The organism is Candidatus Saccharibacteria bacterium (assembly GCA_016789455.1).
Lineage (GTDB): Bacteria > Patescibacteriota > Saccharimonadia > Saccharimonadales > Saccharimonadaceae > CAIJKY01.
On record JAEUQU010000002.1, the window covers coordinates 313,835 to 334,260 of the forward strand.

Here is a 20,426-nt window from a genome sequence, read left to right on the forward strand (position 1 = left end):
GGTGCTCCTGCTAGTGTGGTAGGGCGGCGGGGCGTGGTGACGGGCTGGATGACGATGAAACGGGGATGCAAAGGTACGGGCGCGGGTATGGCAGTGTCAAAATCCATGCTATGGAACTAATTTCTTATTATAGCAAATAATACTCATTTTGTCAATGATTAGGCGCACAGCCTGCCGCCGCGCCACTTGTGACATAATTCATAAATACCGTCCCGGTGCCGTGGTACAATTCGACTGATGAATGAAGAACACAAACGACATGACAGTGAGCTGCTGGCCCGCCGCGCCGCCCAGGTGCAGCAGGGCGGGGCGCGGGCGGCCGTGCTGGGTGTCAATGACGGCCTGGTCAGCACCTTGTGTATCGTGCTGGCCGTAGCCGGTGCCGGCAGCAGCCAGCAGACCGTACTGCTGGCCGGCGTGGCCGGGCTGGTGGCCGGTTCGATCTCGATGGCGGCGGGCGAATGGATCTCCGTCAAATCGCAAGTAGAGCTGTTCCAGGGCGTCCTGGGTGACCTCAAGCAGATGATCAAGGACGATAAAGAACTGTTGGTAGAGCAGCTGCGCGACAGTCTTGAAAAGAACGGCTACAGCACTGACACGGCCGGACGGGCCACCCGCGAGCTGGCCACGAATGAACACCACCTGTTCAACCGCTTATCGCAGCATGTCATCGGGCTGAACCCCGAGCAGCTGGGGTCGCCGTGGGTGGCGGCTATATCCTCGTTTTTGCTGTTCGCGGTCGGGGCGCTGATAGCGCTGGCGCCGTGGTTCTTCGGCGGCGGGCCGTTCGCCATTATCCTGTCTATCGTCCTGACGGCTTTGGGAGGCCTGGCGGTCGGGGCGTACATCGGTATTTCCAGCGGCAACAGCGTGTCGCGCGCGGCCATGCGGCAGCTGCTTATCATTCTGCTTGCTTCGGCCGTGACCTATAGTGCTGGGCAAATTTTTGGCACGGTCATCTAGCCGTATCGGGCGAGTGACGCTAACTGTGGTACTGTAGTGGGGATATGCGTCAAAAGTTAGTGCAGGCGTACCAGAGCCCGTTCCTCCGGCAGAATGCTGTCTTTTTTGTGGGCTCCATGGTCGTGGCGGCTTTGAATTACCTGTACTACCCGGTGCTGGCCCGCCTGCTGAGCACTGAGGCGTTCGGCGAGCTGCAGGTGCTGGTCTCGGTGGTGACGCAGGCGGCCATATTGCTGCAGGTCTTCAGCCTGGTGGCGACGAACATCGTCGTCAACGAAAAACATAAGGACGCCACCAACGCGGTGCTGAGCGAGCTGCAGAAACTATCGCTCTGGATGGGCGTGGTCTTTGCGGCGGCGGTGGCGGCGCTGGCACCGGTGCTGCAGGCGGCTTTGAAGTTTGAGTCGGGGTTGCCGTTTGTGGTGATCGGGTTGATATTCCTCGCATCGATTCCGCCGACGTTCACCGGGGCGTATCTGCGCGCTAAAAAGGATTTCAAGAGTGCGTCGCAGACGCAGGCGCTCGGCTCGGTGGCGAAACTGGTCTTTTCGGCGGCGCTGGTGTTCATCGGCTTCCAAGCGTTGGGGGCGGTCGTCGGGCTGCTGATCGCGCAGATCGTGACGGCGGTATACACTGCACACCGTGCCCGCAACCTCGGCTATAGGTTTATGAAGGGCAAGGGGCGCGGCGTGGACATTTCGTTGGTGCGGCCGCACATCAAATATGCCATCTTTGTGCTGATTACATCGCTCATCACCACTGGTATGGTGACAATTGATTCTATCGCGGTAAAATACTTCCTTTCGCCCACGGAAGCCGGTTTGTACGGCGGCATTTCCACTATCGCACGCATCATCTACTTCCTGACGGGCTCAATCGGGCTGGTATTGCTCTCCTCCGTAAAACTCGAGCAACTCCCCGCCAAAAACGTCTCGCTTCTGCTCCGTTCTTTTGCGCTGACGCTGGGCCTGGGCGGTTCGGCCCTGTTGGTCTTCGCCTTGTTCCCGTCGTTCATCATCCACCTGCTGATGGGGCCGCGCTATGACGAGTATGCCCATTACCTGCCGCTGCTGGCTGCGGCGATTCTTGCCATTTCATTAAGTCAGTTGCTGACGCAGTATCACATTGCGCTGCGGCACTTCGTGGTGGCGGTGCCGGTGGTGTTGGGAGCGCTGGTGATGGCGGTGGCATTGCTGGTGCACCACCAGAGCATCGAAGCGATTATCCAAAGTTTGGCAATCGGCAGCGCGACGCTGCTGGGCGGGCTGTTGCTGTGGACGGCCAGCCGGGCGTTGCCTCGTGCGTAGTGAGTGTAAAGTTTCAGACGCACAACATTATGTAAAGTTTTAACTAGAACTTTACATAACGTTGACTCTTATGTAATTTTATCGTATTAACTTTACATAAGACATTTTTTATGAAAAACTAGAATTGTGAAAACCTACCAATCCGGCGTCCTCAGGCGAGCAAATGCAGATACTGGCTACGAATACCAGTATTTCTTGCCGTCTTTCATTCCTACGAAGTACCAGCCACGCGACCCGACATTGGCGCGGTTGCTAGAAGAGGCGACTCACAGCCTGGGTGAGCTTAATGCATATGCCCGGTTCGTCCCGGACATTGACTTCTTTATCCGTATGCATGAAACAAAAGAGGCGACTGCTTCAAACAAAATCGAAGGAACCAAAACCAATATCGGCGAAGCGGTCATGCGTGAAGAGGATATCGCGCCAGAGCGTCGTGATGATTGGCGAGAAGTACAGAACTATATCAAGGCCATGGGCTACGCAATTGTTCAATTGGATGAAATGCCATTGATCATGCGTTTGCTTGGAGAGACCCACAAAATCTTATTGAGCGGAGTGCGTGGCGCTGGCAAGCAGCCTGGTACGACTCGCCAATCTCAAAACTGGATAGGAGGAGCGACACTAAAGGACGCGAGATTTGTGCCGCCCCATCACTACCATGTACCAGAGTTATTGAGCGATTTGGAAAAGTTCTTGAATAAAGACAACTTAAACATGCCCTTGTTAATGAAGGCGGGTATAGCTCACTACCAGTTCGAAACCATCCATCCTTACCTAGACGGTAATGGCAGATTGGGGCGTCTTCTTATCATCCTCTACCTTATGCAGCAGGGGATGTTGGATAAGCCTGTGTTGTACTTATCGCAGTTTTTCGAAGCGCACCGTCAAGAGTATTACGAAGCGCTCAATATCGTCAGGACTCATAGCGATCTGGAGCAGTGGCTTAAGTTCTTTTTCGTCGGTGTCAGTGAAACTGCCAAAGGGGCCGTCGCAACTCTACAAGCCGTCATGCAGCTTAGGGCGGAGGACAACGTGAAAGTATTGGGCCTGGGCAGACGCGCAAAGCGTGCGAGTGATCTGGTGGAGCGTCTCTATAAAGATCCCATAATCTCTGTCAATCAAGCTGCTCAACTATTAAATGTTACGCCTCAGGCGGCTAACGCACTTGTGCGTGAGTTGGTAAGAATCGGCATTCTCAGTGAAATAACCGGAACGCAGCGAAATCGTCTGTTTGCATACCAAGCGTATCTCGCCTTGTTCGCAGACAATAAGTAGGGTGCTTTTTAGTTATACACCCTTATCCAATCCACCTTGATCCAGGCGGCGCCATCAGTGTTGCCATACCAGTCCAGCCGGATGGCCATGCGCATCGGGCCGGGCGGGAAACGGCTGGTGTCGGTGGCGATGAATGATTGGGCGCCGTCGATGTAGCCGCGGATCTCGGTGGGCGTCCATTCAACGGCATAATTGTGGTACTGGCCGATATCGACGCTCTGCGAGCTTTGCTGGATAAAATCCGTCGGACCGTAATGCAGTCGGAAACGCACGTTCTGCGGGCCGCCGTCGCCGTTGGTCTCCAGCCATTCGATCTGGCCGTCGTCGGGCCAGTCGCCGCTGGCCGGCCACAGCATGAGCACGGGGTGGTAGTTGGGCGTGCCCATCAGTACACGTAGCCGCGCCTCCCAGCGGCCGTACTGGCGGGAGGAGGTAGAGATGATGCCGCCGCTGTTGCCATTCGGGTCGCCAAGTATGTCGAGGGTGTTACCGGTGAGAAAGACATTATCAGGATCGAAAGTGCCTTGGCCCTGGTAGCCAAAGCCGCTGTACGCCGTCCAGTCGCTGCCCAGGCTGCCGCCGTTGAATTCATCGCCGCCCACGGGCGTGCCCCAGTCGTAGAGCACGGCGGCCTCGGTGCTGCCGACATTCGAGCTGTCGAAGGCTTTTTCCAGCTTGAGCGGCAGCATGAAGCCGCCAAAGGTCATGCCTTCGAACTTCAGCGGTTTTTCGACGCCGCCTTCCCAGAGGTAAAGCTTATCGCTCATTATCGTTCACTATCGTTTACCCCAAATCCCAGACCGTCAGCTCGTCAATATACGTCTCGCGCGAGGTGCTGGAGCTGCCACCCAGCAGCCACGGAATGACATTGCCGGCGGCGGAGTAGGTGTTGTCGGTGGTAGAGACCATCCAGGCGCCCGGTTCGTCATCGGTGTCTTCCCAGATACGGGCCCAGATCTGGTTGCCGATCCAGCGGACGCGGACCCAGTAGTAGGTGCCGGCAGAGTAATAGAACGGCGTGGTACTTAGTGTGGTGTCGCTGGCGGCGGCGATGCGGACGATACTGAAGGAGTCGCCCGCCGGGTCAAGGTAGATGCTGTACATGTTGTCGATGTTGGTGGCGCGGAAACCAAAGGCCGGGTAATTCTCAGAAAGGGTGATGACTTCCATCTCAAGCAGGGCTTCGCCGTCCTGGACGCCAGGGCGTGAGGCGCCTTTATAGCCATAAGAAGTCGCGCCGGTGACGATGTGGCCATCGTTGCTCTCCAAGTCGACGTGTCCGCCGGCGCTGCCGACGGTCGTCCAGCCGGCCGGCCATGGATCGCTATCAAAGCCGGTGTACGTGGTGCGGTAATGCACGGTCGGCTCGCGGCGCAGAATGATGGTGCCGTCGGGCAGGCCGGCAGGCACGTCCTCTACATAATCGAGGATGGTGATGTTGAAGGGGTTGTTGGCCCACTCCAGGCCGGAGGCGGTGGAGGAATTGGCGGTGAGTACCTGGCCGTTGCTGCCGGCGGCGAGGCGGGCGATGGTGTTGTCGGCGGTTCCCACCAGTAAGTCACCCTTGGCGTCGACGCTCGATGCCTGGATGGCGCCGGTGATGCGGCTGTCGTCGCCGCGGGCGGCCGTGGTGCTGCTGGTGCCGTACTGTACGGAGAGTGTGCGGTTGACGGTCAGGTCGCCGCCGCCGCTGAGGCCGGTGCCGGCGGTGATGGTGCGGGCGCTGTCGGCCTTGGCATCAAGCGCGGCTTGGGTGGCGCTAGAAACGGGCTTGCTGGCGTCACTGGTGTTATCGACGTTGCCGAGGCCCACATCGGCCTTGGTCAGGACTACGACGCCGGTCTGACCATTGACGGAGTCAACGGCGCCCGAGCCGGTTGGCGGTGCCGCCCAGGTACCGTCGCCGCGCAGGAAGGTGGTGGCATTGGCCGTGCCGCTGATGGTGATGTCATTCAGGTCGTGGATGTGGCTGGTGTTGGCCTTGCCGTCCAGGGCGGTCTGGGTAGCGGTGGAGACCGGCTTGTCGAGGTCGGCGGTATTGTCGACCCAGTTCAGGCCGACATCGGCCTTATCGAGTGCCAGGTCGCCTTTGAAGCCGGCCGGCGTCACGTTGGTCCAGGCACCGGCTTTGCGCTGGAGGATGTCGTCGTTGCTGGGCGAAAGGCCGGCGATAGCCGTCAGGTCGAGGTCGGCCGGTTGGGCGCCGACATCATCGGCATCCAGCACTACCACGCCGGTCTGGCTGTTGACGGAATCAACCGCACTGCCATCGCCGGAAGGTGGTGCCGCCCAGGTGCCGTCGCCGCGCAGGAAAGTGGTGGCGTCGGCGGTGCCGGTGGCGTTGATCTCGTCCACGTCGTGGTTGTGGGCCGTATCGGCCTTGCCGTCAAGGGCGGTCTGCGTGTCGGTAGAAATGGGCTTGTCGGCGTCGCTGGTGTTGTTGACGTTGCCCAGGCCCACATCCGCGGCGGCCAGTACCACGTCGCCGGTCTGGGTGTTGACGGAGGTAACGGCGCTGGCGGCGTTCAATTTGGCCTGGACGGCCGGGTCGAGTTTGGCTTCGGCGATGGTGTCGTTGGCGATGTTGTCGTTGGTGACGGCGTAGAGCGCCAGCTTGGCACCGGTGACGGCGGCGTTGGTCAGCTGCAGGGTGTCGACGGTGTCGTTGGCCAGCTGGGCGCCGGTGACGGCGTTGTTGGCAATTTTTTCAGAAGTAACAGCATCGTCTGCCAGTTTGGCGGTGGTGATGCTGCCGTCGGCCACCGTGCCGCTGCTGTTGAGCTTGGCCTGGGCGGCGGCGTCCAGTTTGGCTTCGCTGATGCTGCCATCCGCGATGGTTTGCAGTGCGGAGTCGGCTTTATCGAGGCTGGCCTGCACGCCGACGGAGAGCTTGGCGGCGGTAATTGCTCCATCCTGCACCTTCAGGGCGGTGACGGCATCGTTCGCCAGCTGTACTTCGCCGACTGCACTGTTGGCGAGTTCGGCCGATGTAACGGCATTGTTAGCAATCTTGATAGTGGTGACGGCACCATCAGCCAGTTTTGCAGTAGTGATGCTGTCATCGGCTACGCCACTGCCAACAGTATTCAGTTTAGTCTGAACGGCTGCGTCCAACTGTGCTTCGGTAATGGCTCCATCGGCAACCTTGGCCGTGGTAACTGCATCGTCGGCAAGTTTACTGGTGCCCACGACGCCATCGCCTAATTTGGCCGTAGTCACCGCGTCATCCGCCAGCTTGGCGGTGGTGACTGCACCATCCGCAACGCCGCCGCCCACGGTATTCAGCTTGGTCTGCACTGCAGCATCCAGCTGCGTCTCGCTGACCGCGCCATCGGCGATCTTGGCAGTGGTGACCGCGCCATCGGTAATCTTCAGGGTCGTCACAGCGCCGCTGGCCAGCTTGGTAGTACTGACGGCGTTGCTGGCGATGTGTGCGGTCGTGACGGCAGAGGCCTTTATCTGCCCGCCATCAATGGCATCACTCTTAATGGAGCCGTCGGCCGCCAGGCTTTGGCTAAGGAAATCGTTGAGAATCTCGCCCCAGGTACCCTCATCCTGGCCCGGGTTGGGCAGTCGCGCCATCTGTATCCGTTGTTCCTTTTGATAACCCTACACTATGCTTTTATTTTAACACGACCGTTTTGAAAATGGCAGCTGCTATACGTCACAAAACGCCTATGCCATATGTGATATACGGCCGCGTCAGAAATAGTTTGCTAAATCAAAATAATGTTATACAATATAAGTATGACCAGGCGCACCGCCGGTCATCCCCCTACGAAAGGATTTCGTCGCACCTGCTCGCATCCCATCACTGCGGATCGTCCGCACACACAGCTCGGCACCACTGAGCGGGCCCATGGGGCCTCATCTCTGCGAAGGAAAGGTATGAAACAGCTTCGAAGCGTTCTGCCGGCCGTGCTGCTTGTGCTCGGACTGGTAGTGACGGCAGCCCTCAGCGGCTGCGGCGGTCCGAGGGTCGTGCCGGTGGCCAACACCATCAGCAGCGACTACCCCTGGTCCACCGAGCGTGACGCCAGCTTCCGGCAGCTGTACGAGCCGGCCAGCCAGCGCATCACCGAAGCGCTGGTGGCGGGCAGGCTCGGCGAGACCGTCGCTTCTGGCGCGGTCGCCGGGCAGCCCAGGCCGGACGGCTACACGGGCTGGGGACAGCTCTCCACCCGTCCGGACAACAAGACCCAGGCCAGTGTTGCGCTGTTCTGGCGTTCGGACGGTACGCCCGACCTGTCGAAGGGATTCAACGAGCTCTGGCTCGACCCCGACGACACCCAGCCAGGCGTCCGCATCACCCCCGAGAAGGACGGCGACCCCTGGTACGTCCAGCTCCACGTCGACAACCGGTCGGACGGCACCGCCGTCAACCGCGTCACCGACGTGAAGCGGGCAACCGGCTTGACGCCGCCGCTCGGCCCCGACAGTGGGTCCGATCCCACGGACACGCTGTCGGAGCTGCGGGAGCTCGACCTCGACGCCATCACGGTGCTCGAGGTCAACATGAACCGGATCCTCGGACCCGGTTGGCGGAACTGACACTTCCGCCGCGCCACCGGCGCAGTCCTTCCTCTCCGTACCTGGGGAGGAGGGGCTGCGCCGTTCCACTGTCCGCGATTCTTTTGGAAAGGCAGGCAGCAAGATGGTACGAAGGTTGCAGGCGCACCGCAGCGGCAGATTGACGGCACTCGGCCTCATCGCCGTGCTGGCACTACTGCTGGCCGGCTGCGGTGCCGGCACCAGTGAAGCGGAGGTGGGGCCAGACTACGCCACCTCCCAGGCCCGCAACGACCTGTACGCCCCGGTGTTCGACGCCGGGTCCCGGGCCATACTGGCCGACGTGATGTCCGGCAAGTGGGGCCCTATGGGGCGCTTCTCGCTGGGCCCGGACCACACGCCGCTGCCGGACGGCTACGAAGGCTGGGGTGCCATCTCCACGCCTCCCGACCAGGACGTCAGCGTCTCGGCGTACGTCTACCTGCTGGCGGGCGGCGGCATCGACCTCAACCGCGGCATCCTGGCCTTCGGCGCAGATGCGGGTGAGGACTACCGGGAGTTCTTCGTCCGTTCGGCCATCGGCGACGGCGTCTGGATCGCCGCCCTGAGTGAGAGCGACAACGCCGCGGACGGCATCCGCGCCACCGACGTGGGCCAGGGTGCTCAGACGCCACTGACCAACGTTGTCGGCAAGATCTACTACGCTCACACGCCGCAAGAAATCCACCGGCTCGACCTGGAGACGGTGGAGGCGATGAAGCGGAGTGTGACGGCGCTGCTGGGGAGGAGTGACTGGGTGCCGGCGGGGTGAGGGTGAGGACACATGGCCTTGGAGCTGCGGTGGCTGTCGTTGCTCCAAGGCCTAATTTAATATGTTCACTAATGGTATATGAACTCTTTTGGTAGAAAGTTGACAAGTTGTATACATTTTTTCAAAATAGTTAATAAAGCTGTCGTTAAGGCAGCCCTACGCCTTCCCCAAGCGACCAATTGGGGATCTTCCTGAAGGGGAGTGACGTGCTAACATCATTGCGGCGTCTGCTAACCTGTCTGGCGTTGGTTGGTGTGATGCTGGGCGGCGCGGTGACGCTGACTGCATCTGCGGCGATTGCAGAAGCGCCGTCAATCATCCCGTCTTTCAAGGTGTACCCAGACAAGATCGAAGCGCGGTTCACCAAGACGCAGACTAAGATGGTGGCCAACGGGGTTGCCATTGGTGTCGGCAACAAGGTGGCTGGGGTGACCGGTGCTGCCATTGGCTTCGGCATGGCTCATACGTGGGCTGAAGAGGCGGCCGATCAGGGAAACTGCCTGATGATCACCCGCTGGGGAATTCCGATTCCCCCGTACATCTACGCCGTCGCTCCCGTGTGGCCCACCATTTACGAATGTTGACGGGCAGAACAGGGTGAGAGGGTGGGACCTCGGGCCGAAGATGGTGTCCCGAGGTCCCACCGATGCGGTGGTAACAGTTGTGATGTTTTGCTATTGTTGCCGCCGCCTGTATCATAGTAAGTGCTAAGAGGTTTTATTATGAGGAACATTCTACGAACAGCTTTTCCATTCCGATGGTGGGATAATGTCACTTTTGCTATTTTGGCTGTCCTTGCTATTGCTTACTATGCAAGCGTACCAGAGTATACAATCGCACTTGTTCTAATTTATATAGTTACCCTTGTTGCTTATCGTAGGGGCGAGAGGTCTCTGCTGGAAAAATGGTTGGCCAATCTAAAGGCTGGAGCTGCAAAACAACATTAGTAGCATTCGGCAACGAGCCTGTTATCTCTTTGCTTGAGACGGTTCTACGACAGACTATTGCTAAAGATGTTTGTGATAATGTTTGTGCGATATTCGATTTGCTATTTTTGACGGCACTGTATCGTACGCAAAGCTCTGGCCGTGTTTTCAGTAATTAAGCTCATCTTTTCCGCTATACAGCATTACCATATTTACAACATTCGCCCTACTGTAGACCAAAAATCCAATTTCTGTTAAAATATGTGATTGTGGCAAACAATGGCACCCTACCGCCAAGCTTCTCAGACACCCCTAAGGAGCATCCAAAAGCCCGGCCCGTCACCCCAGACGTCTTTCCCGTCATCTCAGTAGTGACTCCGGCATACAACGAGGAGAAGAACATCTCCCTTTTTTATGAGCGTACCGCGGCAGTCTTTGCAGAGCTGCCGTTTTTATGTGAAATCGTCTTTGTGGACGATGGCAGCCGCGATGGCACTGCGGGAGAAATTGCCAGGCTCAAGAACCAGCCGCACACGCGGGTCAAGTTCTTGCAGCTCTCACGCAACTTCGGCAAAGAAGTGGCGGTGACCGCTGGTCTGCACGAGGCGAGCGGCGACGCCGTCATCATCTTGGATGTGGATCTGCAGCACCCGCCAGAGATCATCCCGCAGTTCATCGCCAAGTGGAGTAGCGGGGCGGACGTGGTGATTGGCGTGCGCAAGCAGCACAACCACGAGGGCGTCATCAAGAGCTGGGGCTCCAAGCTGTTCTATCGCATCATGAACCGCATCTCCGAGGTGGACATCGTGCCGCACTCCACGGATTTTCGGCTGCTGGACCGCCAGGTCATCGACGAGTTTAAGAAGTTTACCGAGCGCTCACGCATCACCCGCGGACTGATCGACTGGCTCGGCTTCAACCGCGATTATATCTACTTCAAGGCGGATGAGCGGCAGCATGGGGTGGCGAGTTATAACCTGCAGAAGCTGTTCCGGTTGGCATTCCATAGTATTACGTCGCATAGCTTGTTCCCGCTCAAGCTGGCGGGGTATCTGGGCGTGGTGCTGACGCTCGCGGCTGGCGCACTAGGGCTGTTCGTCATTTTCGAAAACTACGTCTTCAATGATGCTATGGGGCTGCAGATCAGCAACGTCATGATGCTGGCTATTTTCACCGTTTTCCTCATCGGTATTATCCTGATGTGTCTGGGGCTGATTGCGATGTACATCGCTGCTATTCATGCCGAAGTATCGAACCGGCCGTTGTATGTGCTGCGGCGCGGCCGTCCTGGTGCCAAACCGACCGTGGAAGAAATGGGGCAGGAGCCGCTGTCATGAGCAGTATCCTCTGGCTCAACTGGAAAGATTCCGGCCACCCCGGGTCCGGCGGGGCGGAGGTTGTATTGTGCGAACTTTCCAAGCGTCTAGTGGCGGACGGCCACGAGGTCACCATCCTGACCGCCAGCTACGAGGGTGCTGCCAAAGACGAGACTGTTGACGGTGTCCGCTACATCCGCGTGGGCAGTAACCGTTATCTGCATTCCTTCCAGGCCCTGGCCTACTACTTCAAGAACCTGCGTGGCAAGTACGATGTGGTGGTAGAGGTTGTGAATACGGCACCGTACTTTGCATCGCTCTTTCGTGGTAAGTCAAACTTCTACCTGTTCTACCACCAGCTGGCTAATGAGATCTGGCACCATGAAACGAAGTTTCCGCTCAACATCATCGGCTACCGTTTATTGGAACCTGTGGCAACCCGCATGCTGAGCAAGGCTAAGGCAAAAGTTATTACTATTTCTGAAAGCACTAAACAAGATTTGCTGAAGCATGGTTTCAAGGCGGAGAACATCAGCATCATCAGCGAAGGCATCGAGATGGAGCCGCTGGAGCGCATCGAGCAAGCCACCAAATACTCGCACCCCACAGTGCTGAGCCTTGGGGCCATGCGCGCCATGAAGCAGACCTGGGACCAAGTCAAAGCCTTCGAGATCGCCAAAGAGAAGATCCCCGACCTCAAGATGAAACTGGTCGGCAACGCCGAGGGTCCGTACGGCGAAACGGTGCTGGAGTACATCAAGCACAGCCAGTACGCCGACGACATCGAATACCTGGGCCGTGTGCCGTACGAGGAGAAGGTGGAGGTGATGCAGAAGTCGCACCTGGTGCTGGTGACGTCCATCAAGGAGGGGTGGTGCCTGGTGGTGACGGAGGCGAATAGTCAGGGGACGCCGGCGGTGGCGTACAATGCCGATGGCCTGCGCGACAGTATCCGTCACGGTGAGACCGGGTACTTGACGGAGGTGAATGATCCGACGCACCTGGCAGAAAGAATCGTGTATGTGCTGGGGGATGCGGAGAAATATCATACGGTGCGGGTGAATGGGTGGCGGTGGAGTAGGGAGATAACCTTCAGGAAGAGTTATGAGGATTTTAAGGAAGTGGTTGAATTATGAAGTTAATGACTGTCGTCGTACCTACTAAAAACAGCAGCGCAACACTTGGCGCTTGTTTGGATACTATTAAGAACCAGACGTATAAGCATATTGAGCTGATCGTGGTTGATAATAGTTCCACCGACGATACGAAAGAGATGGCCAAGCAGTACACCAAGCACGTGTTTAATAAAGGGCCGGAGCGGACTGCGCAGCGTAACTATGCAGCCACCAAGGCGACTGGCGAACTGATCATGTTCATTGATTCTGATATGGAGCTGGCGCCGGAGGTGGTGGAGCAGTGTGTGGCTGAGTATAAGAAGGATGCTTCAATAGGCGGTGTGGTTATTCATGAGGAATCGTTTGGCGAGGGGTTTTGGGCGCAGTGTAAGCGGTTGGAGCGGTCGTTTTATGTGGGGGTGCCGTGGATTGAAGGTGCACGCTGCTTTACGACAGAACTTTTCCATAAGTTAAAAGGCTACGACGAGGCGTTGGTGAGTGGCGAGGATTGGGATTTGTCTAAACGGGCAGAGAAACACGGCAAAATCATAGCGATTGATGCTTTTATCCGACATAACGAAGGACGTATTAGTCTTTGGAAGACTTTGAAGAAGAAGTATTATTATGCGCAGTTCGCGGCGGCATATCTCAAAGCCAATCCGGTTGATTCTATGATGACTGCAGAAGCGGGGCCGATTAATCGGTATAAGCTGTTTTTTTCTAAGCCTAAGGTTTTGTTTGGGCGGCCGCATATAGGGGTGGCTATGCTGCTTATGAAGACGGCGGAGTTTGGAGCAGGGGCGATTGGCTATATTAAGGCGTGGACTAAATAATGACAAATCAATCAATTCTTTTAATATCGCATTATGCCGATAACAAGGGCACGACTGATTATGTGCTAGATCATTTATGTAATGCTGGTATGAACGTCTACTACTTACGCCACCCTCTGCCTGAATCTGGTAAAGTCCAAAGTGAACTTTTGATATATAAGAATGGCAAGAAGGCAGATGTAAAGACATACAGTAGTCCTAGTAACTTCGGCGTTAAGTCTGCTAAAGAAGTTTTACTAAATCTTTACATACTAATACAACTTAAGCGCAAAAATATTAACTGCCGGATTGGTTTTGGCGCAATAAATGCCCAGTTCAGCATACTGGCGAAACTTTTGAAGATTAAGCCTATATTTTGGGGTGTCGATTACTCTGAGAAAAGATTTTCAAACCAAGTACTTAACAAAATTTACAAGAAGCTAGAAGACTCGGCTTGCAAGGGTAATGACTACGTAATTCAGCCTACAAAACTGCAAAAAGACAAAAGAGTGTCTAAGCATAATTTGCTAGAGCGCAAAGCGGTTATTATACCTAATGGAATAGTTTTGGAAGCGACTTTGCTGAATAAAAAGCATAGAAATAGAAAACACGCACTAGTTTACGTAGGCTCTTTGTCTCCTCAGCATGGAATGGCGAATTTTATTAAAGAGATATATGTTGCACAGAGCATAATCGCACCCCTTTACATTTTTGGTAATGGTGAGGAGGCGGACAAAATTGCTAAAATGGTCGATAGATACAATTTGTACGGAAAAGTGCATCAAATGGGCTCACGGCCTCCCCGAGATATCATTGAATTTGTACGAACCAGCCAAGAGTATCTTATAGGGATTGCTCCTTACGCTAGTATTGAAGGCGGACATGTTGCGTTGGGGGATAGTCTTAAAATCAAAGAATATATAAATATGGGTATGCCGTATATAGCATCCAATGTTGTTACTGTAGATAAAATATTCAGTAGTGCTGGCAAAACTTACTCTAGTCGTAGCGAGATGCTAAAAATTATAGATGAGCTAGAGATAATGAACCTCACGAACGAAGCCCGCCTCAAACTTCTTCAGGATTATTCATGGGAGGCATTGTTGAGCCGTAATCTGGAGCCCCTACTTGCTCGTTAGGACAAATATGCGAATTGCCTATTTTAAATGCACATCTTTGGAGCACGGAGGAGGTCTTGAAAAGTACTACATAGAAGTTGTTTCAAAGCTTTGTGAGTCTAAAAACGTTCATGCAGACGTTATTAGTTTAGATGATAACTTTACTGACAGAATCACGGACGCCTGGAGTATTTTTTCTTTAAAACGCATGGATAGGAAGCACAGTTACAAGGATAATCTCGAGGATGTTCGTAGACGACTGGGCAAAGGTAAGTACTACAAAGCAAAAAATATTACAGAGCTGCGCCAGTATCTTCAAGATTACGATATTGTTTATAGTAAAAATGAACTTTTAGAAACTTTCATACTCAAGTTTTTTGTAAAATATAAAAATGTTCCCCCTGTGGTAATGGGCGGACATACTCCATTGGTCTACCCAGGCGCAACTTCAAAGTATGCAAAGTTACACAACTACCTTTATACAAACAGCTTATATAAATTTTTTGCCAGTAATGTTGATAGCATTCATGCGCTTAACGAATACGAGGAAAATCTTTACAAGCAGCTTTTCCCTAAGAAAAAAGTTTATAAAATTTTCAATCCGTTTGACACAAATAGCTTTAAACATGATGCTGTTAAGTACATTCACAAAAATAGGGCCGAATTACTAGATGATAAGATTAATATTTTATATGTTGGAAGGTTCACGGAGCAGAAGGGGATAGACAGACTAGTTGACGTAATAGATCTTGTCAACTCGGATGCCACTCTCAGGAAGAAAATAAGGTGGGTAATCTGTGGTGATGGCGAGCTTAGGACACTGATAAACGATGCGTCAACAAGACATGCCAACGTTAAATACTTGGGAAGCGTAGAGCCTAAATATATAGCTGGAGTGTATGAAGCTTGTCAGATCCACGTTTGTACTAGCAGATGGGAGGGCTACCCTTACGTATTGCTTGAGCCTCAGGCTTTTGGGCTTAAAACATTTGCCTATCCCATTCCGGGCGCTATCGATATTTTATCAAGCTATGAGGGTGGGACTTTGTGTAACGACAGCAATGCCATGGCAGCCAATATCAGAGAATACTGCCAACTCTCCAAGGATGAAATGGTAAGATACAAACCGTCATCGCAGTCAAATCCAAAGATTGTATACGAAAAAATTTTAAACATGCTAATGGAGGTAGTTAAGAAATGAATATATTAGTTACTAATGTATATAGTTACAAGAACAAGGGCGATGCAGCGATAGTCATATCATTGATACGTGAAATTTATCGCGTGTTTGGTGTCAAGGTAGATGTTGCAGTACAAACCACTGATGTTCAAAATGATATTGGCAAATACGGAGTCCCTGTATCAAGTACATTACTGTGGATACTACTCTCGTCAGTAAGGGACAGGAACATCTTGGCACGGTTTGCCGTACTCTGCAAAGGGGTTATTGGTTTAAATATATATTTGCTGTGCAATAAGTACTTGAAAAGTAAGCCGTATTTCTTGCTGTCGACAGAATTAAAGCAATACGTACGCGAGATTGAGGCGGCAAGCTTAGTTATTGCGTGTGGAGGCGGGTATTTGAGAACTTCTGGCTCTGGGATGCGAGAGACCTTATTGCTGTACATTACATCTTTGAATTTTCTAACCGCTAAATATTTGGGCAAAGAGGTGTACCTCTATTCACAGTCGATTGGCCCCGTTCATAGTAAACTGCAAAATACTCTGCTAAAGAGGGCGTTGGATAAAGTTGACCTAGTCGAACCTAGAGAGGATGTAAGTCTAAAGTTGATTCGGGCTTACGAACTGAAAACTAAAGTGGAACTTACTGCGGATCCTGCTTTACTGCTAGGTGATACTGCAAAGGTGCCGCATGACATAGTAAAGCTTAATCATAATCGTTTAAATGTTGGCTTAACTGTGAGACAATGGTTCAAAGATCCTGCCGATTTTGAAAAGTATCTCAATTCAATGTCGACAGCGATTGATTACTTAATTTCAAAATACAACGCGCATATTACCTATGTACCTCAAGTAATAGCCGATAATTTCGGCGATGACGATAGGCTTACTGCGATGAAAGTATGGAAAAAGGTTAAATATAAAAAAGAATTTACTGTCGTAAAAGCAGATCTCCATCCTTATGAAGTGATTGGGCTATGTTCAAAAATGGATATTTTCGTAGGCACTAGAATGCATTCAAATATATTTGCTTTGATTTCGCACGTACCTGTAGTAGGAATTGAGTATGAGCATAAGACACGAGGCATTATGAGAGGACTGGGCCTAGAGGAACTCGTAATAGATATCAAGGATGTTGACGAACAGACACTAAAGTCTAAAATAGATCAGGTCATACTGCGCAAAGACGAATTCAAAGAGTTAATAAAAAGGAATCTGCCGGCTCAAATTGCCGATAGTCAAAAAGCAATGGAGCTTATTGGAAAGATGCATGATAGGGCAGTGGGTAAGTAAACTTACACGAAAAGATAAATATGCCCTTTTCGGGCTGACTGCAATAGCCATTTGCACCCATTTTCCATGGCTATTTGTATATGAGATATTCACATCTGGGGATTGGTGGTATATTGGCCAAGAACAGTACAAAAACTTTTCAAACTTCTCTCCCATTTGGGTTTCTAGCGGCTTTGGTACCACAAGCGCGACTCCAAGTTTTTATTTTATTAGATTTATGGAGGGGCTCTTATCTCTCGTTGGTAGCAACTTTATATTAAATGAAAAGCTATTTTTCTTTATTCCCGTAACTTTTGCTGGTATTTTAGGATCGTACCTATTTTTGAAACAGTACTTTAAAGAGTGGCCTTCCTTTGTAGGCGCGATAGCTTTTTCGTTTAATACGGCCCTTCTTTTTAACTACGCTGGTCCTTTAACCATAGCTACTGTGGGTGCGCTTACTCCGCTGGCCATGCTGCTCTTTAGGCAATACATTATTAACTACAAAAACAAAACGTATTTATTGCTAGCTGCTCTAATGTTCTCAATTATGGCATGCTATGAACTTCGAATCACTTTATTGGCTGGTGGGTTGGCATTTGGCTTATTTATCTTTCAGGCACTTTCAGCGCATGACAAAATTGACTACGTAAAGAAACGGCTGCTTCCACTTTCATACTTTGTGGTGATTGTGCTATTGTTGCATCTATTTTGGCTTCTGCCTTATGTGGTTGGCGCAAGAAGTGGCGTTACATTTTCTAACTCTTTGAGCCAGGGATTGTTTGTTAGCTTTAGTAATATTGAAAATGCTCTTGCTTTATCACATCCTTTTTGGACTGGTGAACGCCCTGCTACATTTGTAGTTCAAGCTGTAGAAATCGTTGCGTGGGGTGTGCCACTGGTTGCTTTTTCGGGCTTTTTGATTGCAAGGGGGAAAATACACAAAGAAATTATGTACTGGTCGACAATTAGCTTAATTGGACTTTTTTTGGTCAAGCAGGTAAATGAGCCATTTGACAATGTATATCCGTGGCTATTTGATCATATACCGGGATTCGCTGCATTTAGGGAGGCGTCTAAATTTTATCTTTTTGTGGCGATGGGCTACTCTGTACTAATTGCTTTTACAGTTACTCAATTAAGAAATCTTGTAGTTACGAACAGCAAGGCAGTGGCTGTGCATATAAACTTTTATAAATACTTCTATGCAGTTACGTCATGCTTAATTTTAGGCTTATTCCTCATAAATGCTAAGCCGCTGGTTACGGGTGAGTTTAGGACACTTTATATACCAAGAGAGATGCCACGGGACTATGTAGTTTTCAATAAATATATAGCAGAGCAAAAAGAATCTTTTCGTATTTTGTGGGTGCCATCGAATTCACGATGGGGTGAGCAATCAGATAGACACCCCAGTATTGGCGCAACAAATATTACTGAGGGATTTTGGCTGAATGGGCTTACTACAAAGAATCTTACGTCATCGGCTACATTAAGGGACAGATCATTAAATATTTTTGCACATCAATCCTCGGGGGACATGCTTAATAGTGCAAATATTAAATACGTTGTTGTGCCTACGCGTGACGTAGCTAACGAAGATGACTTTTTTAAGAGTTACGGAGACGACAGGCAGTACTATATTAATCGCTTGGATACACTTAATTATCTTAAGAAGTTAAATTTAAATACTGACTCGCTAGTAGTATATGAAAATACCGATTACAACCCCAGAGTTCATGCGTCAACAGTCTTGCACGCAATTGATACATCGCCCTCAGCATCGACCGAGCCCGTCCATTCTTTTGTAACTAGCACTTTGAAGCAAGAGTTTAACTTTGTTTCCAATGCCCCTGAAACATCTTCTAGTCCGCCTAAGCAAAATGTAGTGAATGTATTCGAAAACTTAGCACCTGAAAACATAAAGAATGAAGGTGTTAGTAAGACAGTGGCATCGATGGATCGGCCGGTGTTGTACGCGAATACCAATAGCTATGATATAAGATATGAAATAAAAAATAATGAGCTGACTTTTTATAGTAAGTTGCGCAATAAAATTTTGTTGAATGGGAAGCGTCTCATGAGTACATCGAATGAAGATGAGAAGGCCATTTATACACAAAAAGTGAGTGGAGAAAAAGAGTACTACATTCAAAAAAGTGATTCAATCCATAAATTAAACACAAAGTCAGACATTAGTTATTTGGGCGTATTAAATGAGCCCGTGAAGGTGTTTGAAGTTGTGGGCGACAACTTAATAGCGAACGCAACTTTTGAGGAAAAGTTATGGCAAAAGCATGTCGAAGACTGTAATGGTTATGACAATAAACCAATTATTAACATGGCTAAATCTTCTTTAATCAAAAAGGATGGAAAATTTTCACTAGAGCTAAGCGCCTCCAGGCATTCCGCCTGTACGACATCTGAATCCGTAAAAAATGTAAGCGATTACTATTTGCTGCAGCTAGATCATTTAACTCAAAAGGGACAAAGAGCGAGTTACGAGGTTAGTTTCAATGATGAAAAACGTACTGTTGTCAGGAAAGAATTTATTTCTGGCGGCAGATGGAGAACTCATTCAAGCGTCATCGCTTCTCCTAAAGGCGCCACCTCATTTACTATACGGTTGGTTCGGAGTGCCGATTACAGACTGCAGTATAATGTCATATCCAATTTTGATAATATTCAAATGCGTCCAGTGGCAATGTCTCGGCCCATTCCACAAAGTACCGAATTGAAATATGAAAAAATTGATTTACCCGCAAACCAAATGAATGTAATTACTTATGAGGGCAGCGGTTATAATGCGTCAAACTTAATTAAGAACGGATCGTTTAATTCAGGCTTGTGGCAACAAAAGGTTTCAGATTGCAATAGCTTTGACGATAAGCCTCAAATTGGAATGAAATTAGTTAAGTACGGTGCTGGTAGTGCGCTTGAATTATCCGCACGAAGGCATGCTGCTTGTACAAGCAATACAAATATTGCCGTTAATGAAAACAAATACTATCTTTTAAACTTTAAGTATCAAAGTCCAAATGCCAAACAGGCGAGTTATACGGTGCAATTTGATGATCCGAACTCCAGTTCGTTGCAGGGCTATTTGCCAGTAAAAAACGATAGCTGGCAGCAGTTTGGCGAGCAGATTCAGGCACCGGTAGGGGCCACAAATATGAGTATTACGGTTTATGCTCAAGGTGGAGACTCTGGTGCGGTAAATATTATTAATAGATATGCTGAGTTCTCTTTAAAAGAAATACCCACAGCGCCCAATCAGTATTTTGTGGTTAACGCTTCTGAACAAAAGCTGGAAAAGCCTAAGTCGATTGACTATAAAATTGTAAACCCCTCAAAGAAGACAATTGTAATTAGTCAAGCTTCCACTCCATTTTATTTGACTATTAGTGATAAATATAACCCCTTATGGAAGCTTCAACTTGATGATAGTAAGGCTAACGGGTATCTCAACAGCTGGGTGCCGTGGGCGAAGACTAATTCAGTACCTGAGCAGAATCATTACGTTGCCCAAGACTACATAAATGGTTGGTATATTAACCCTAATGCCGTATGTTCAACAAGTAGTACTGCATGCAGCAAAAACTCTGATGGCACGTATAACCTGAAGTTGACAGCAGAATATGCTCCTCAGCGTTACTTCTATTTTGGTGCAATAGTTAGCGGTACGGTGCTTGTGAGTATGCTGGTGTACCTAGGGGGTGCCTTTATAGGATCAAGAAAAGCCACCGTATCGTCATATGCTAGGAAGTCTCCTAGAACTGGACTGAAAATCAAAAGGAAATAGCGTAATTAAACCCCGCCG

The 20,426-nt window shown here is 51.0% G+C and carries 15 protein-coding genes; 13 read left to right on the forward strand and 2 right to left on the reverse strand.

Going from position 1 to position 20,426, the window contains the following annotated elements:
• Window positions 1–237 precede the first annotated feature (237 nt).
• The 3 genes from JNJ66_02645 (at window position 238) to JNJ66_02655 (ending at window position 3,545) form a co-directional block, all read left to right on the forward strand.
• The gene (locus JNJ66_02645; protein ID MBL8159329.1) at window positions 238–963 is read left to right on the forward strand and encodes a VIT1/CCC1 transporter family protein; all 726 of its coding nucleotides are present in this window, start codon (window positions 238–240) and stop codon (window positions 961–963) included.
• Between the two features lie 44 nt (window positions 964–1,007).
• On the forward strand, window positions 1,008–2,270 hold the full coding sequence (locus JNJ66_02650) for an oligosaccharide flippase family protein (GenBank protein MBL8159330.1): 1,263 nt from the start codon (window positions 1,008–1,010) through the stop codon (window positions 2,268–2,270).
• Between the two features lie 126 nt (window positions 2,271–2,396).
• Window positions 2,397–3,545 carry a Fic family protein gene (locus JNJ66_02655; GenBank protein ID MBL8159331.1) on the forward strand — a complete coding sequence of 383 codons (1,149 nt, stop codon included), beginning with the start codon at window positions 2,397–2,399 and terminating at the stop codon, window positions 3,543–3,545.
• 8 nt (window positions 3,546–3,553) lie between these two features.
• On the opposite strand, the gene JNJ66_02660 is transcribed toward JNJ66_02655, so the two are convergent.
• The gene (locus JNJ66_02660) at window positions 3,554–4,312 is read right to left on the reverse strand and encodes a glycoside hydrolase family 16 protein (GenBank protein ID MBL8159332.1); all 759 of its coding nucleotides are present in this window, start codon (window positions 4,310–4,312) and stop codon (window positions 3,554–3,556) included.
• Window positions 4,313–4,328: 16 nt separating this feature from the next.
• Window positions 4,329–7,127 (reverse strand): hypothetical protein, encoded by a 2,799-nt coding sequence (locus JNJ66_02665; GenBank protein ID MBL8159333.1) that lies wholly within the window; start codon window positions 7,125–7,127, stop codon window positions 4,329–4,331.
• A 306-nt stretch (window positions 7,128–7,433) separates the two neighbouring features.
• Here JNJ66_02665 and JNJ66_02670 point away from each other — a divergent pair, with 306 nt between their 5' ends.
• From JNJ66_02670 to JNJ66_02715, 10 genes are all read left to right on the forward strand, one after another.
• On the forward strand, window positions 7,434–8,096 hold the full coding sequence (locus JNJ66_02670) for a hypothetical protein (protein ID MBL8159334.1): 663 nt from the start codon (window positions 7,434–7,436) through the stop codon (window positions 8,094–8,096).
• A gap of 103 nt (window positions 8,097–8,199) precedes the next feature.
• Window positions 8,200–8,865 (forward strand): hypothetical protein, encoded by a 666-nt coding sequence (locus tag JNJ66_02675; GenBank protein MBL8159335.1) that lies wholly within the window; start codon window positions 8,200–8,202, stop codon window positions 8,863–8,865.
• A 206-nt stretch (window positions 8,866–9,071) separates the two neighbouring features.
• A complete protein-coding gene (locus JNJ66_02680) occupies window positions 9,072–9,449 on the forward strand; it encodes a hypothetical protein (protein ID MBL8159336.1) in 378 nt (125 codons plus the stop codon).
• 611 nt (window positions 9,450–10,060) lie between these two features.
• Complete coding sequence (locus tag JNJ66_02685; protein MBL8159337.1) at window positions 10,061–11,128, forward strand: glycosyltransferase family 2 protein; 1,068 nt, start codon at window positions 10,061–10,063, stop codon at window positions 11,126–11,128.
• A complete protein-coding gene (locus tag JNJ66_02690) occupies window positions 11,125–12,243 on the forward strand; it encodes a glycosyltransferase family 4 protein (protein ID MBL8159338.1) in 1,119 nt (372 codons plus the stop codon). Before JNJ66_02685 ends, JNJ66_02690 begins: the two co-directional genes overlap by 4 nt.
• A complete protein-coding gene (locus JNJ66_02695) occupies window positions 12,240–13,055 on the forward strand; it encodes a glycosyltransferase family 2 protein (protein MBL8159339.1) in 816 nt (271 codons plus the stop codon). Before JNJ66_02690 ends, JNJ66_02695 begins: the two co-directional genes overlap by 4 nt.
• Entirely contained in the window at window positions 13,055–14,173 is a 1,119-nt protein-coding gene (locus JNJ66_02700) for a glycosyltransferase (GenBank protein ID MBL8159340.1), read from the forward strand. Before JNJ66_02695 ends, JNJ66_02700 begins: the two co-directional genes overlap by 1 nt.
• 7 nt (window positions 14,174–14,180) lie before the next feature.
• Window positions 14,181–15,353, forward strand: a complete 1,173-nt coding sequence (locus tag JNJ66_02705) for a glycosyltransferase (protein ID MBL8159341.1) — start codon at window positions 14,181–14,183, stop codon at window positions 15,351–15,353.
• A complete protein-coding gene (locus tag JNJ66_02710; GenBank protein MBL8159342.1) occupies window positions 15,350–16,627 on the forward strand; it encodes a polysaccharide pyruvyl transferase family protein in 1,278 nt (425 codons plus the stop codon). Before JNJ66_02705 ends, JNJ66_02710 begins: the two co-directional genes overlap by 4 nt.
• Complete coding sequence (locus JNJ66_02715; protein ID MBL8159343.1) at window positions 16,605–20,408, forward strand: hypothetical protein; 3,804 nt, start codon at window positions 16,605–16,607, stop codon at window positions 20,406–20,408. The genes JNJ66_02710 and JNJ66_02715 overlap by 23 nt, the downstream gene beginning before the upstream one ends.
• Window positions 20,409–20,426: the final 18 nt, after the last annotated feature.